The organism is Algoriphagus alkaliphilus, assembly GCF_900103735.1.
GTDB classification, from domain to species: Bacteria; Bacteroidota; Bacteroidia; order Cytophagales; family Cyclobacteriaceae; genus Algoriphagus; species Algoriphagus alkaliphilus.
In genome coordinates, this window is the sequence record NZ_FMXE01000026.1 from 1 (window position 1) to 15,803 (window position 15,803).

Genomic DNA, 15,803 nt, shown 5'->3' on the forward strand with positions numbered 1-15,803 from the left:
AAAGTAGCCCAGTCTAATACCGAAAGACACAAACTCACCACGGTGGAGTCCAACAGATAGACTGGTGCCTTGGTACTCTTGGCAAAATGACAGAACAGCATCGATGCCAAATGCGTCCAACTGTCAAAGCCTTTGCAGGCCTTGTCGGTTTGTTTCTCTTCAACCAGTTTCTTGAAAATTGGACGCTCGGTTTTTTTAATAATCTGCGAAAACAAGGTAATATTACCCATGAGAGGTCTCAGGTTTTTGGTGCAAACCCAAATTAAATAGTTTGGGCAAAAATCGGGACCTCTCTCTCTCTTTATTTAGGACGGTATTGAAGTGCTTTCAATTCTTTCCTTGAGAAATAATTGAACTTCACCATTCCGACAGCTTATGTCAAACAGAAAGTGTTTGACAAGGTGGGTGAATACCTTGATCCAAATTCGATATATTTGATTGATTATATTGTTTACAGATTAAGCTCAGAAATGCCCGTTAAATACTCAGAATTAAAGAAAAAATTGAAAATTGAAATCAAAAAGCCAGAACAGACCGAATTGGCTTATTTGACCCACTTTTTACATGATGCCGGAAATGGAGCTTCCAAGTATTATCAAGTAGGCGCAACCGAATACGCTGAAACAATTTTGGACATGGTGGCTGAACCTTGGTATCAGGGATATCTCCCAATCAAATGGGACATCCCTTTTCCTCCTCCTGAAAACCCCAAATTCAAGTTCATCGATCTCTTTGCAGGTATCGGAGGCTTTAGAATGGCCTTCCAGAATTTAGGGGGCAAGTGTGTCTTTACCAGCGAATGGAATCATTATGCCCAAAAAACCTATGAAGCCAATTTTGGAGAAGTTCCCTTCGGAGATATCACCAAGATTGATGAAAAGGAAATACCTGATCATGATATTTTAGTCGGCGGTTTTCCATGCCAGCCTTTTTCAATAGCTGGCGTTTCGAAAAAAAATTCATTGGGCAGAACCCATGGGTTTTTGGATGAAACCCAAGGCACTCTGTTTTTTGATATTGCTAGGATCATAAATGAAAAACGGCCGAAAGCATTCCTTCTAGAAAATGTCAAAAACCTTGTCTCACATGATAAAGGGAAAACATTCAAGATTATCTCTGAGACTTTGAAGGAGTTGGGGTATAATATTCATTATCGGGTACTTGATGGCAAATATTATGCACCTCAACACCGGGAGCGGATAATAATTGTTGGATTTAATAGAGGTGTTTTTCATGGAAATGAAGAGTTTTCATTTCCTGAAATGCCCGATAATCCTCCGATGGTAATCGAGGATATTCTGGAGAAAGAGGTAGATGACAAATATACGCTAACTGATAATCTCTGGGATTACTTGCAAAAATATGCTATGAAACATAAAGCAGCAGGAAATGGCTTTGGCTTTGGTATGGTAAAATTTGATGGAATCTCCAGAACCCTAAGTGCTAGGTATTACAAAGATGGATCTGAAATTCTGATACCCCAGGAAGGCAAAAATCCAAGGAGATTAACTCCGAGAGAATGCGCTAGACTCCAAGGATATCCAGAAAATTTTATCGTTCCATCTTACGTGTCGGATACTCAAGCCTATAAACAGTTCGGAAATTCGGTAGTGATGCCATTGATGGAGGCAGTAGGTTCTCAAATTGTAAATACCTTCGAAGAATATGACTCTAGAAAACCTGTTTAGAGTTTTTGATAATTATGGTTGTCAGAAAGTTTTTGTAAAAAGTTTATCCCCTAATGACAACTCAAAAAACCAAGTCTATTTGGCGGGAAGTTTTGATTTGTTGAATGTGTTCCCAATAAAAGAAATCATTTCAGACTCATCAGGTGATTGGGAACGAGATAGATTTAAGGCTAGTTTGAATTTTTCTTGGATAACAGATGAAGGTAATTTAAGCCCAGCTCCTAAATCTCAATTAATCCTATATCCAAAATATCCTGAAATACGATTTTCTGGTTTTTTACAAAAATCAGAAAATCCTCCCTCAGACTTGATGACCGTTAGATTAGCCGGAAGACTATTGTTCATGTCTGTTACTAATCGAGGAGAAATTTTGGGTTACGTTGCACATCCAGATTCTTCTTTGGCTACTGACTTTAATGGAATAAATGGATTACAAGCGTATGGTGTTTTTAAAGTATATGAGTTAAAATCTGAAAAGGGGGCAAGAGAAAACCTACTTAGTGAATTGTACCGAATTCATAAAATTGGATGGATTGATTCCAAAAGATTGGATAAAGATGGTTCTATCCTATCGTGTTTGGCTCCAAATTGTGGCGGCTATACACTTGAAGCGGAATTAGGAATTACACCAAATGGGTTTTCTGAACCTGATTACCTTGGCTGGGAACTAAAGCAGTTTGGAGTTTCTGATTTTCTCAGAACTCAAAGCGCGATCATCACACTAATGACACCGGAGCCAACTGGAGGATTTTATAAGGAACAGGGAGTAGTTGAATTTTTGAGAAAGTATGGTTATCCAGACAAGAATGGGAAAGCGGATCGAATCAATTTTGGTGGGATTCATAAGGTTGGCTTGGTTCATCCTTTGACTAACCTGAATATGGAATTAATTGGATTTGACCACGGTATCGGAAAAATTAGAAATACTGATGGAAGAATTGCATTATTGGATAAAACAGGTCTTGAAGTTGCATCTTGGTCATTTGCTTCATTGTTAAAACACTGGAACAGAAAACATAATCTTGCATGTTATATTCCATCTATGTCACAAACACAACCAAATCGACAATATCAATTCGGCAACAGTATCATCTTAGGAACAGGGACTGTTTTTACCTTATTACTGAAGGAGATGGCAGTTGGGAATATTTATTATGATCCGGGAATAAAGTTGGAAAATGCCACAAAAGGGGTTCCGAAGGCAAAGCGAAGAAGTCAGTTTAGAATTAAATCGGGTAATTTAGGCAGTCTATACAAAGTAAATGAACAGATTGATTTGCTTAAGCTTTAAGAATAACCTTTTTTAAATCGAGATTTTGATTCCACAAAATAAGTTCAATAAATCCCCAACAACATTGAACTTGCCCATCTAATAAGACACCTTGTGATGGGATGGAATCTTTGTTGTCCAGAGCTTTGAAGACTTTATCGAATTTTTGATCGGTTTCGAGTTGTTTGAGTTCGATCCTATCCAATCTGGAAATAATCAATTGATTGTCTTGGACCATCTTTCGCAGGGCTACAAAAGCCCTCATAATGGCTACATGAACCTTTACTGCGATTTCACTTTTTATTACTCCCGATAGTCCTGCTACGCCTTGTTCGGTAAAAACTAGAGGAAGTTTTCTTCTGCCTCCCCAACTTGATATCCCATTTTGCGATTTCAAGTTCTCCCATTCCTCTTTAGAGAGTTGAAACATAAAATCTGTTGGAAAACGGTCAACATTTCGTTTTACCTGTTCATTTAATCTTCCTGTTGGTATACCATAAATTTCTGCCAGATCTTCGTCAAGCATTACTTGCACACCTCTGATTGTAAAAATCCGATTTTCGATCCCTTGGCTGGAAAGCGGAAGTTCTTTGCTCATGATTTTAAAAGTCAGGTTGAAAAATTAATCAAGTAGTATTTTAAAAATAAGGATTTTTTGAAAGTTTTAAACTTTAGGTTTCAAAGTCTCCAAACTCTTCCGATGCAGTACCAAGGACTTCATCTGGGAGATGGCCATTTGATTGAGTTGAAGCAAGCGTTCGGATTGCGTCAAGCCCTGATGGATCAAAAGTGCATTGGTGCTTTCCATATTTGACAGGACTACGAGCTGCTCAAGGTTGGCGAAATCTCTGATGTTGCCTTTTTTATCCGGATTAGCATCCCGCCATTGTTTTGCTGTCTTTCCAAACAAGGCCATGTTGAGGACATCGGCTTCATTGGCATAGATTATCGCGGCTTGGTTACTGGTGATTGTAGCAGGAATTAGGTTTTCTTTAATTGCGTCGGTGTGGATGTGATAATTTACTTTTGCCAGTGTCCGCTGGAAGTTCCATTCTAAGTTATGGCGGTTATTTTCATCTTCTTTGAGACGCTGAAATTCTTTGATCAAAAAAAACTTAAATTCTGCGCTTAGCCAAGTAGCAAATTCGAAAGCTATGTCTCTATGGGCAAATGTTCCCCCATATCTTCCGGATTTTGAAATTATACCAATTGCTTGAGTAGCTTCAATCCATTTTTGTGGAGTTAATGCAAAACTATTAGATCCAGATTGATTTTTAAAAGCATCGAATTCGATGCTTTTAAAAATCGGGTTATTCAATTGTTCCCAAAGTCCACAAAATTCGATCGCACTTCGTGTCCTCATCCAATTTTGGATTATGTAATTTGTCCGGTCTGCATCCCGATATCTTGCCATATCAGTTAATGAGATATAGTCATTAGAATTGGTCGACAGGAAAGTGATTTCAGTTCCTTTGACCGTTATTTTCTTCCCTTTTGCCATAAAAAATCTGGTTTAATTGTTTAAAGATTGGCTTTCATATCCTCTATTCAATTTACAAATAATGAATATCGAATGGTAAACATCGAATGATGAAGGGGCCGAATTTCGAATCTCAAATTTTCCATTTCAGCTTGACATCTAATTAACCATTAACAAATAACCCTTAACTCCAGTGAGATTGCTTCGTCGCTGCGCTCCTCCCTCCACGGCGGGCAGGCGCAATGACGCTACGCCAACTCCCTCAAATCCACCGGTACCACCCGACTCACACCAGCCTCGATCATTGTAATCCCATAAATAATATCCGTGCTGGCCATGGTGCGCTTGTTGTGCGTCACAATGATAAACTGGCTCTCGGCACTAAACTTTTGGATGATGTGGTTAAACTTATCGATGTTGGCGTCGTCAAGTGGTGCATCCACTTCGTCAAAAATACAGAAGGGCGCGGGCTTCAGGAGGTAGATCGAAAAGAGGAGGGAAGTGGCAGTCAGCGTTTTTTCCCCACCTGAAAGTTGATTGATGGTCAAGGGACGCTTACCCTTGGGCTTGGCGATGATCTCGATGGCACTTTCCAGCGGATTGCTCGGATCCATCAAGGTCAGGTCACAGTCGTCCTGCTCGGTAAAGAGCGAGCGGAAGACCTTGATAAAGTTCTCCTTGATCTTGCCAAAGGCATCCAAAAATGTCTCCCGCGCCACCTGATCGATTTCCGAAATTGTAGTCAAAAGGCTTTGCTTGGCATTGAAAAGATCAGCCTTCTGCGAAGTGATAAAGTCATAGCGCACTTTGATCTCGTCGTAGGCTTCCATCGCCATGGGGTTGATCGGGCCGATTTTCTCCAGTCGCTCCTTTTGCTTTCGCACGAGTTCCCGGAGTTCCTCCTCCGCAAAATCTGTGAATTCAGGATCCAAATTCGGGTTTTCCTCCATCAGCGAATCAAGGTCTAACTCAAACTCCACACTCAGGCGCTCTTTCATTCCGCTCATCTTGAGCTTAATCTCGTTGATGCTGTTTTGGAGTTCCTGCAGGAGTACGTCAAATCCTTCCTTGGTTTTCTGCAGGCTGCGAATTCGGGTATCGGTCTCATCGATCATCCCGCGGGCACCGTAGTAGTCTTTTTCGGCCTCTGTGACTCCAACTTCAATGTTTTCCTTTTCGGAGTAAAGCTCAATCAGTTCGTCGTCCTTCACTTCATTGTTGTCGAGGAGGGATTTGATCTCTGAATCCAGTTGGGCGAGTTCGGCCTGAGACTTTTCGATTCGCTCTTTGGAGCTTTCAAAGGCATTTTGCTTAAACTCAATTTCCTGCTCCAGACTGTTCACCCGGTTGACCTGCTGGATGTAGGTGATATTTTCTTGGTTGAAGGTCTGAGATTTCTCGGCCAGTTTCTTGTTTTCGGCTTCTACTTCTTCATTGACCAAGGTGAGTCCTTCCGACAGTTCGGAAAAACTTGCTTTCTGATCGGTTAGTTGAGGAAGGATCTCTATCAGACTATCCTCCAGGCTGGCTATGCGATCCAAAATATCCTCCCGCTTATGCACATTGGAGGAGAGGAGTTCGGCCAGCTGTTCCTTTTTGGTTCGGACGGATACGTAAGCCGAGTTGAGTTCATTGATGCGGATTTGGCTTTCCTCCAGGGTTTTCTTGTGGCTGACTTCCTTCAGCTTCATCAGGTCGCTGAGCTTTTGGTCTAGGTTGGCACGGGTCGAACTCACCTTCTTGCTCAGGTCTTTGATTTCACGGTCCAGCTTTTCCAGGTTCTTTGCCCGACCGATTCGCTTTCCTTCGAAAAGTCCCACCGAACCGCCGGAAAGGGAGAATTTACGCTTGATGTATTTGCCGTTTTCAGAGAGAAAGACACACTCTGAATCCACGGGGAAATCCTTGTATTCTCCCTGCACGAGATAGACATTGTCCAGGATGAAATTGATCAGACGACCGTACTTGACATCAAATTCGATGATCTCCGTCACCGCGATGGCATTGGCGAAAAGCTTGCTCTGTCCCGCCTTAAACCGCTCAAAATGCTCCAGCACGAAGAAATTGGCTTTACCACGTGCCGCATCACTGAGCAGCTGAATCGCCGCAATGGCCTGATCCTCTGTGTCCACCACATAATAATTCATGTATGATTCGAGGTAGTTTTCGATGGTCACCCGGTACTTTTCATCCGTGGTCAGCAGGTCGGAGAGCAGGGGAATGTCCTTGCCCCAGGTCGGGTTTTTCTTCAGGAATTTAATCGCTTCGGGAAAGCCCTCCAGGTTTTCGACCAGAGACTTGGTGAGGTTGTATTCGTTGGTTTTGGAGTCGAGCTTGCGGGAAGAATTAGTCAATTCCTCCCGGATCATTTCGATCACACGATTGGTTTCTTCGATCTTTTGGTCCTGATCCTCCTGCTTGGATTTGAGTTGGGCAAAAGCCGCAATCGCCTCATCCAATTCGGCCTTCAGCTCCACCATTTTGTCCTCAAACTCCACCAAACTTGCTTCCTGGGAGGAATCATCTGAAGATGTACGTTCCAATTCCTGCTTTAATGTGCTGAGCTGAATCTGCTTGATTTCAACCTCTTTGCCGAGTTGATACACCCGTTCTTTGAGGCTTTCAAACTTCAGGCTTTGCTCTTTTTGGCTTTGCTGCCTAGCGGAAGTGATCAGTTTCTGTGCATCGTATTGCTCACGCAGTTCGGAGACAATGTGGTCCTTTTCCGCAAGGATTTTCTCCGCGGATTCTTTCTCCTGCTGAAGCGATCGGATACTAAATCCAGCCCGGTCATTTGACTTGCGATCGGTGTCGATTTGCCCACGCAAAGCCTGGGAGCGATCCTCGAGGAAGCGCATCCGCTCGTTTTTAATTTTCTTCTCCGACTCAAAAGCCCTGATTTTATTCACATGCTCGTTGAGTGTTTTTTGACGGGAGGAGAGGAGTTTCTCCTTTATAATCAAGTCTGCCTTCAGTTGGCTCAATAAGGCCTCCTGATCAGTGATTTGCGTGCTGAGCTGAAGCTTTCGATCCGATTCGCTCTGGATTTTTGAATTCGCTTCAATCAGTGCCGTGCTGTATTTCTCTATGGATTTTTTGGCCATGTTGATACTGGCCACGCGATAATCCGCCTTGATTTCAAAATATTTGGCAGCCTGTTTGGCCTGTTTCTCGAGGCTTTTCAGGTTTTTGTCAATTTCAAAAAGCAAATCTTCCACTCGTGCAAGATCTGCGTCTGTGTCTTCCAGTTTGCGAAGGGTCTCGCGCTTTCGGTTTTTGAACTTGGAGATTCCGGCAGCTTCCTCGAAGAGTTCGCGGCGTGAGTTGTTTTTGTCATTCAGCAACTCATCGATCATCTTGAGTTCGATGATCGCATAGGAATTGGAGTTGATCCCCGTGTCCATGAAGAGGTTGGAGATATCTTTCAATCGGCAGGATACGCCGTTGATTTGGTATTCGCTTTCACCGGTTCGGTAATAGCGGCGAGTTATGGTGACGTGCGTGTATTCGGTAGGGAGGAGATTTTTGGTGTTTTCAAAGGTCAGGGAAACCTCCGCCATATTGGTAGGCTTGCGGTTTTTGGTTCCGTTGAAGATGACGTTTTCCATCTTGTCGGAGCGGAGCAAGCGGGACTTTTGCTCGCCGAGTACCCATCGGATGGCGTCCACGACATTTGACTTGCCGCAACCGTTAGGACCTACGACTCCGGTGATTCCTTTGTCGAAGTGGATGACCATTTTGTCCCCAAAACTCTTAAAGCCCTTGATCTCCAGTTTACTGAGCAGCATGCTATTTTTTTTCTCCCTGTAAAGGGAACAAAATAAGTCCAAAGCAGGGAAATGGCAAATTATTGTACAAAGTACCATGTGCAAAGTACCAAGTAGGGATGAGTGACTAGCGCAAGTATTCCGACTTGTGCTTTGGATAATGTAGTCTTCAGACTGCCCAAGACAGTTAGGAAAAGCTTGAAAGCAGTCCGTAGACTGCATCATTGTGGGTCCAAGTCTGAAGACTTGAACCAAACGTCCCAGATTCCCAACCTCCCTGCTTCCCACTATCAAAATTTTGAATTAACTTGAGGGCATGGATTTGGGTAACATCGTTTATATCGTGGCCATTTTGGCCTATTTCATTTATCAGGCCACTCGGAAGAAAAAGGATTTGGATATGCCGGATTCGGATGAATCTTCACCTCAGGCTCCTCAGAAAGGGATGACTTTTGAGGATTTGATGAAAGAAATCCGTCAGGCTCAAAATCCTACTCCTGTTGAAAAACCTGTTCAGGCAAAGCCAAAGCCTGTAATCTCCGAACCACAAAGGGCTGAAGCTTATCGTCCTTACCCGGCCCCGTCCCATCTTCCCCAAGTCAAAACAGTCTCCCGAAAGCCTGTCATCGTAGAAGATGATGAGGAAATCGAGTATTATGAGGGTTCTTTCGGTGCTTCGAAAAAAGTGCCTTTTCGGGACTATAAATTCGCCAATTCTGCGGAATTGATTCCTTCATTCAAAATGGACTATGAAGCCATTAAGGCTAAAAAATCAAATCCTTATGCCCAGATTCTTAAAAACCCGAAAACTTTGAAAGATGCTGTCATCCTGAGTGAAATATTGAAGCCAAAGTTTTTCTGATTACAGTAAAAATTTAAAACATTTAGCATCCGTTTGAGATTATTTATTCGTATTTGATTCTATCTACCGAATAATCAATTTGAAAATGGATAAAGACATTATTACCCGTTCAGGAAGTTTGACCGAATCCAGAAGGAGATTTTTGGAAAAATCCGGTGTTTCTCTCGTGTTAGCTACCTTTGGTGCTGCTTTTTTCACCGCATGTTCCTCGACTGAGGATGCTGATCCAACAGGACCACCGACGCCTCCGGGAAATTCAAGCTCCGGAATTACCATCTCAGGATCAGTCATTGTCATTAATTTGGCCATTCAGACAGCACTCAACAATTCTGGTAATTGGCTGTTAATTGAAAATGCAAAGGCACTGGTCGCAAATGTCAATGGCTCATTTGTCGCGCTTACTTCCGTTTGCACCCACTCTGGCTGTGACCGAAATTGGACTTTTGCAGCCAGTCGTTTTACCTGTACTTGCCATGGTTCGGTATTTGATGCCTCGGGGCGCGTGGTGCAAGGACCCGCAAATCAACCCTTGACGCAGTTTACTACGCAGGTTTCAGGGACTACATTGACCATTAACAAATAAAAGTGGGTCCGCCTGATGCAGGCAGGCATGGCGAAAATGCCAATTGGGCGGACGATGTTCTACCCGGCGTGATGTCCATTTGACTATTAAAAATCAACTATTAAAACGATGAAGATTTTAGGCTTTCTTTTGGCCATTTCGCTGAGTTCTGCTGCATTTGGGCAGGAATTTCTGACTAAAACAGGGCAGGTTACATTTTTGTCAAAAGCACCGCTCAATGAGTTTGAAGGGAAGTCAAGTGTATTGAATGGTTTGGTGGACTTTGATAAAAACCTCCTTGATTTCTTTGTGGATCTAAACACCATTAAGACTGGTATTGGGCTTCGGGATAGTCACATGCGGGAAAATTACCTCGAGACTAATAAATATCCATTTGCCGAGTTTACCGGCAAAATCGATGGCAGCCCCCAACTGTCGGTCGGACAAAAAGTGCCGGTTAAAGCGATCGGGACTTTTAAAATTCACGGTGTGGAGCGGAAGATTGAAGTTTCCGGATTTTTGACCAAGCTTCAAAACGAGAAAATCGAACTTGACACAAATTTTACAATTTTACTTTCAGACTATAATATACCTGTTCCAAAGCTCGTGTTTTATGAATTGGCGGAGGAGCAAAAAGTCACGATCAAAGCCACTTTAACTGAGAAAAAATGAAAACATCAGGACTTATTATAGTGCTGTTTTTTGGTATAATCTCTTATTCAAATGCTCAATTGGAGCGAGTGCTTGAAAACACCAATCAAGCGGTAGATCTGATTTTTCATGCCCCCAGACATATCAATCTGATGACTGTGGAGCCGCTTGAGAAGAAGACCATGCACTTTGCCATCATGCACACTTTCGGCACTCTTGATGGAGGGATTGAGAACCTTTTTGGCTTGGACAATGGGGCAAACATCCAGTTTAGCTTTGAATTTGGTTTATCCGACAAGCTTTCCCTTGGTGCAGCTCGATCCAGCCGGGATAAGTTTTACAACATCTATGGACGGTATCATCTTCTGGAACAAACGCAAAACGGCAATGTACCTATTTCTGTAAGCTTGGCAGGTGGTGCGGGGGTGATCAGTAATCCGTATTCATTTTTACCGGCAGCTGAGCGACCGGAATTTGTCGATCGGCTTGCCTATTCCGCACAAGTGATGATTGCACGGAAGTTTTCAAACAAATTCAGTTTGCAGGTCAGTCCAATGTTGGCCTATTTCAACGATCCCCGTCAAATCTATCTAATCGAGGGTACCCAAAATCTTTACCTCGCGGTTGGTTTCAGCGGAAAATTAAAGGTTACAGATCGTTCCTCGCTCACACTTCAATGGATACCCAATCTTAATTCAGACTTGAGAAATAATGTCGGAATTGGTTGGGATGTCGAAGCGGGGGGCCATGTTTTTCAAATGTATTTCGTGACCTCTCAGGCACTCAATGAGCAATATTTATTGGCTGGGGGCAATGGTGTTCCCGGAGAGGAATTTAGACTCGGATTTAACGTAAACCGGATTTTTGCCTTAGGGCAAAAAAAGAGGAAATAACTATTCTCTGGAAAAATTACGTAACCAAAGTTTGCCATTGACTGATTCGGAATCCAAGCGGTAATTTTCATTCAACCATATTTCCAAAGCAGACACATCTACCTGTTCCTTGGGATATCCGTGTTTGTAATAGTCATAGATTAAAACCCTCAATTTCTGAGGTGGATTAGGTTTAAGTGAGTCCAATTTTTCGATCGGGAAAAGTAAATCTTTTGTGGTTTGATTCTCTGGTAAAAGCACTTCCTTGCTGAAATCAAGAAAATTATTTGTGAGTATAATAGATTGATTAGTAGTTGTTAAGGATTCTTGATCTAAAGTTTGAATAAGGTGTTTGTACTCCTTTAATTTCATTTGGTAGCTAATTGCCATTAGAGCAGGAAAAGCCAAATAAACTCCAAAAGACCATACCTGTTGTCTTTTTTGAATTACATAAATGATAACAATAGCGAAAGCCTGAAAAGCTGCCATTTTCCAATCTTGTTGGATTAAACTGATTCCTGTTCCAAGTAGAATTAGACCAGTCATTGATCTTTTTAATTTCAGGTTTCTACTCCAATCTTCCCAGCCCAAAGCTATCAAAAAGGCTAAAATCGGTACCAAAATTATCAGATGGCGAGGGTTGAGGTAAATTGGATTGTAAAACCGAAAGTTGGTACTCATCACCCAAAACAGTCCGAGTAAACTCAGGAATGCCAAGCCAAATTCAATTCCCGGACTCTGTGGATTTTTTCGAATTTTCAGCAGTCCTGGGATGGCAAATACGATCCAAATCCAATAAGATCGTTCGACAAAAGTAAGAATGGGAAGTATGGTCAGGCGCTTGAGCATTACCCAGACACTCTTGTCAGCATAGGTAAATTCTGAAATGTAATGTCCGTCCTGAATTGATTCAAATCGATAAAAGGGACTTCCGAATTGAATCCAAAAGTAAGCCAAATACAGACTGCCAAAGACAATCCCAAATCCGAAAAGAGCGGAATAGAAAGGGATGTTTTTGGTTCCTTTTTTCCAATCGAAAGCCCAAAGTAAAACAGGAAGTGGTGCAAGGAATATGATGGTTTCCTTGGTCAAAAAGCCAAAGAACAAACCGGAAATCAATCCTAAGGCTGCCAGAATGGGCCTCTCATTTCTGTATACTGCTGAAAACGGAACTAATACTGTCCAAAATACCAACTGAGAATCAGGATAAACCTTGGTCAAAAAGTGGAGAAAATAGACTTGAGTGGAAAACCAGATGAGCAAGACCCACGGATTAGATTCCCGCGGTAATACCTTCAACAGCATGGCTAGGGTACCGATGTAACTGAACAGGGAAATCAAGGAAATTCGATGTGGATCAAAACCGAATAGAAAACCAATCAAACCCGAGGGGATGTAGGCACCCCATCGGGTGGAGAAATGGTATTCGTTGAATTCCATGGTGCCAGCCCAGAAGTTTTTGCCGGCAAGTAAGTAGTAGACATCGTCAGAAAAAGTGATTCCGTCAAAGCCGAAAAGCCAATACAGGAAAAGAAAGCCTGTTCCGGCAAAAAAGGCGCTTTTCTTTGGATTTGAATAACTAAAGCTTCGGATTGGCATCCTGTAAAAATAAGGGAATTGAGATGAAATCGAGCCTGCCTATCGGATGCGACAGGCACTTACTCACTACAATATAAATGAGCACTATTTAAACATAAACTTTTCCCGAAATTCTATCGGATACTATCCCAAAAATGAAAAAAGCCCGGTACAATCCCGGGCTTCTATTCAAATTTTGATCACTGACTACCAATCGAAAGACTAATCCAATGGATCTAGTGGCCTTTGCTGGCAATGCTTTACTTTAATTAAGAACCGATTTTAGCCGCAGCTTTACCATATTCCCATCTAACTTCAAAACCATCAGGTTTTACTTCATATACCAAGCGCTCCTCCATGGTAGAAGTTTGCATTGAAGGTACACTTACCCTTAACGCATCTTCTTTGGCATCATAGGTATAAGCTCCCCACTGTTTTGCCACTTTATTGAAGATGAAAGTAGACTCAGTCTCACCTGGAATGATGAAGAAACTGTAAGTGCCCGCAGGTAATTTTTGACCTTGGATGGTGATGTCTTTGGAGGTCGTAAATGTGGTAGCATCATCAGCACCAGCTCTCCATACCTGACCAAGTGGCACCAGATCTCCCCAGATCGTACGACCTTTTACGGCAGGAGAGGAGTAATTAATCGTGATTTTTGAACCGGCTGCTGTTCCTTCAGCGGATCTTGCAGGGCTTGCTTTTTCTTGCGCAGAAGCTGAAAACGCAACAAATGCCATGAGGGCAAACGCAAATAGACTTTTTTTCAAATTCATAGATTTCATGGAGTTTATTAATTATTTAAGTTTAGTTTTTTATTAAACAGTTCTTGTCTTCCTACTGACAAAAGCCGCAAAAGGTTTTTAGATTTTAACCCAAGCTTGCTTTTTGTCGCTTTCCACTATTCGTTCTCCGATAATCAATTCTCTCAGACCACTTGCAAAAGTCGGAAAGGAGGGGTTTTCAGGTTGCTTTCCTACAGCAATGGCCGCATAGACTTCTTTAAACATTTGCTTGGAGGTGTCTGGAAAGCCCTCGTTGTGTCCTCCAGGAAAACTGATCAGGGCAGAAGCCTCAGGGTAAGCCAGGGAAGGATCTTTCATCAGCTGCTCATTGGCTTTGTCCCGTTTCCCAATCCATAGTTCATTCGGTCTTTCTGAATTGAATTCAAAATTGGATTTGGAACCGGCGATCTCAATATTCAGTCGGTTTTTGCGACCTGCACTTACTTGAGAGACAGTGATCGAACCCTTGGATCCATTGTCAAACCGAAGCAAAACCGTCGCATGATCTTCCGTATTGATCGGAACTTCCGCATAGTCTGAGGCTTGCAACTTAGTATCAGAATAGGTCTCAATAGCTTTCAGCGGCTTCAATCGCGTTTTATGTACCGTGGAGAAATCAGCCATCACTTCAGTGATTTTCAATCCGGTGACATACTCAGTGATGTCAAGCAAGTGGGAACCGATATCCGCGATCGCTCTGGAATCACCTGATTTGTCAGGCTCCAATCTCCAGTTATAGTCAGTTTGGAAGAAAAGCCAATCCTGCAGGTAAGATCCCATCACAGAATAGACCTCGCCAAGATCTCCTTTTTCGCGCATGATTTTCATCTGCCGTACCATCGGATAGTAGCGGAGATTGAAATGAACAGCATTGACCAAGCCGGTGGCGGAAGCAATCTTCACCAACTCTTCCGCTTCGTGAATTTTGACTGCAAGGGGTTTTTCACAAATCACATGCTTTTCTGATTCCAACACAGCCTTTGCTTGCGCAAAGTGGAGGAAATTTGGTGTACAGATGTGGACTACATCGATGTCATCCTGTTTTAGCATTTCGTCAAAAGTATAGGCTCGTGGGATTCCAAGCACTTTTGCTTTTTCATTTGCAAGTTCTTGGGTGACTTCACAGAGTGCTACTACCTCGACATTGGGTAATCTTCTAAGTGCCTCAAGGTGAGCAGGACCGATAAATCCGGTACCTACGATGGCAGCTTTGATGGTTTGGGACATAGGTTTAGGGTTTTGTTAAAAAACAGAATGATCGAAGATAAATAAATAATTTTCAAGAAACAGGGGTGAAAAGGGGAGTTTATCGTTAAAAAAACATGAAATGCCCATGAGAAAGTCTTCTCACACAGGGGAATGATTATCCAGGGCATTCCATCTGACCATTAAAAAACAAAATATAAACAGATGAAATACCCATGTCGAAAGAGCGACACACAGGAGCATGATTATCTGGGGGTATTCCATGTGGCAATTAAAAACCAAATTATAAACACATGAAATACCCATGTCGAAAGAGCGACACACAGGAGCATGATTATCTGGGGGTATTCCATGTGGCAATTAAAAACCAAATTATAAACACATGAAATACCCATGTCGAAAGAGCGACACACAGGAGCATGATTATCTGGGGGTATTCCATGTGGCAACTAAAAAACAAATTATAAACACATGAAATCGAGCATGACCCTTTCGGTGTCACACAGAGGGATGATTATATACCATGCGAGATTCCATCTGACCATAAAAAATCAATTATAAACACATGAAATCGAATTCTAATTCCCCGCATTTTATGAATACTATTCATAATATCTACCAAGTCAAGCTCTTAAATCCCGCGATTCTTTTAATCCGATTTTGGCTTGGAACGGTCATGCTAAAACATAGCGGCACTTACCTTTTTCAAGGAAAAGTTCATGAACTTGCTTCTTTCCTTGAGTCGTTGAATTGGCCATATCCATTATTTATGGCTTATGCTTCCCAAATCACAGAGTTTCTAGCAGCAATCTTGATTTTGATTGGAATCCGATTTGGTGCTTGGATAATGGCCTTTACACTGGGAATTGCAGTGATTTTTGCCCATTCAGGAAAAATCTATTCTGAGGCAGAGCTACCTTTCAATTACTTTTTGATGAGTATTGTACTCAGTTTGACAGGTTGTGGAAAGCCAGGTTTGGATAATGTTTTTTCCCGAAAATCGAAATAAATAGTAGCGATTGAACTGTATTTCAGATTGTGTAAGTCATTCATCCCTTGTTATTGCAACTCATCCAAAATCT

At 42.2% G+C, this 15,803-nt stretch carries 14 protein-coding genes; 7 read left to right on the forward strand and 7 right to left on the reverse strand.

The features are described from left to right. A partial coding sequence (locus BLQ81_RS15845) for a DUF4372 domain-containing protein (RefSeq protein WP_139183645.1) occupies nt 1-230 on the reverse strand: 230 nt, incomplete at its 3' end. Nucleotides 231-470: 240 nt separating this feature from the next. Here BLQ81_RS15845 and dcm point away from each other — a divergent pair. Together dcm and BLQ81_RS15855 are read left to right on the forward strand one after the other, a co-directional pair. Beyond that, entirely contained in the window at nt 471-1,688 is a 1,218-nt protein-coding gene (gene dcm / locus BLQ81_RS15850; RefSeq protein ID WP_092732073.1) for a DNA (cytosine-5-)-methyltransferase, read from the forward strand. After that, a complete protein-coding gene (locus BLQ81_RS15855; protein ID WP_092731910.1) occupies nt 1,666-2,979 on the forward strand; it encodes an MvaI/BcnI family restriction endonuclease in 1,314 nt (437 codons plus the stop codon). Before dcm ends, BLQ81_RS15855 begins: the two co-directional genes overlap by 23 nt. On the opposite strand, the gene BLQ81_RS15860 is transcribed toward BLQ81_RS15855, so the two are convergent. From BLQ81_RS15860 to smc, 3 genes are all read right to left on the reverse strand, one after another. Then, nucleotides 2,969-3,556: an ORF6N domain-containing protein gene (locus BLQ81_RS15860; RefSeq protein WP_092731913.1), complete on the reverse strand. Its 588-nt coding sequence runs from the start codon at nt 3,554-3,556 to the stop codon at nt 2,969-2,971. The two genes, BLQ81_RS15855 and BLQ81_RS15860, sit on opposite strands and share 11 nt — an antisense overlap. 66 nt (nt 3,557-3,622) lie before the next feature. Next, the gene (locus tag BLQ81_RS15865) at nt 3,623-4,459 is read right to left on the reverse strand and encodes a KilA-N domain-containing protein (RefSeq protein ID WP_092731916.1); all 837 of its coding nucleotides are present in this window, start codon (nt 4,457-4,459) and stop codon (nt 3,623-3,625) included. 227 nt (nt 4,460-4,686) lie between these two features. Then, on the reverse strand, nt 4,687-8,226 hold the full coding sequence (gene smc / locus BLQ81_RS15870) for a chromosome segregation protein SMC (RefSeq protein WP_092731919.1): 3,540 nt from the start codon (nt 8,224-8,226) through the stop codon (nt 4,687-4,689). A 295-nt stretch (nt 8,227-8,521) separates the two neighbouring features. Here smc and BLQ81_RS15875 point away from each other — a divergent pair, with 295 nt between their 5' ends. The 4 genes from BLQ81_RS15875 (at nt 8,522) to BLQ81_RS15890 (ending at nt 11,173) form a co-directional block, all read left to right on the forward strand. Beyond that, nucleotides 8,522-9,067, forward strand: a complete 546-nt coding sequence (locus tag BLQ81_RS15875) for a hypothetical protein (RefSeq protein ID WP_092731922.1) — start codon at nt 8,522-8,524, stop codon at nt 9,065-9,067. Between the two features lie 85 nt (nt 9,068-9,152). After that, a complete protein-coding gene (locus BLQ81_RS15880; protein WP_092731925.1) occupies nt 9,153-9,650 on the forward strand; it encodes a QcrA and Rieske domain-containing protein in 498 nt (165 codons plus the stop codon). Between the two features lie 108 nt (nt 9,651-9,758). Then, nucleotides 9,759-10,301, forward strand: coding sequence for a YceI family protein (locus tag BLQ81_RS15885; RefSeq protein ID WP_092731927.1), 543 nt, complete (start codon nt 9,759-9,761; stop codon nt 10,299-10,301). Further along, nucleotides 10,298-11,173 carry a DUF5777 family beta-barrel protein gene (locus BLQ81_RS15890; RefSeq protein ID WP_092731930.1) on the forward strand — a complete coding sequence of 292 codons (876 nt, stop codon included), beginning with the start codon at nt 10,298-10,300 and terminating at the stop codon, nt 11,171-11,173. Before BLQ81_RS15885 ends, BLQ81_RS15890 begins: the two co-directional genes overlap by 4 nt. On the opposite strand, the gene BLQ81_RS15895 is transcribed toward BLQ81_RS15890, so the two are convergent. The 3 genes from BLQ81_RS15895 to BLQ81_RS15905 form a co-directional block, all read right to left on the reverse strand. Beyond that, nucleotides 11,174-12,751, reverse strand: a complete 1,578-nt coding sequence (locus BLQ81_RS15895) for an ArnT family glycosyltransferase (protein WP_092731933.1) — start codon at nt 12,749-12,751, stop codon at nt 11,174-11,176. 248 nt (nt 12,752-12,999) lie between these two features. Further along, entirely contained in the window at nt 13,000-13,515 is a 516-nt protein-coding gene (locus tag BLQ81_RS15900) for a DUF2911 domain-containing protein (RefSeq protein WP_092731936.1), read from the reverse strand. Between the two features lie 78 nt (nt 13,516-13,593). Further along, nucleotides 13,594-14,742 (reverse strand): Gfo/Idh/MocA family protein, encoded by a 1,149-nt coding sequence (locus BLQ81_RS15905; protein ID WP_092731939.1) that lies wholly within the window; start codon nt 14,740-14,742, stop codon nt 13,594-13,596. A gap of 574 nt (nt 14,743-15,316) precedes the next feature. Here BLQ81_RS15905 and BLQ81_RS15910 point away from each other — a divergent pair. Further along, nucleotides 15,317-15,730 carry a DoxX family protein gene (locus tag BLQ81_RS15910; protein ID WP_175454252.1) on the forward strand — a complete coding sequence of 138 codons (414 nt, stop codon included), beginning with the start codon at nt 15,317-15,319 and terminating at the stop codon, nt 15,728-15,730. The last annotated feature ends 73 nt before the right edge of the window (nt 15,731-15,803 follow it).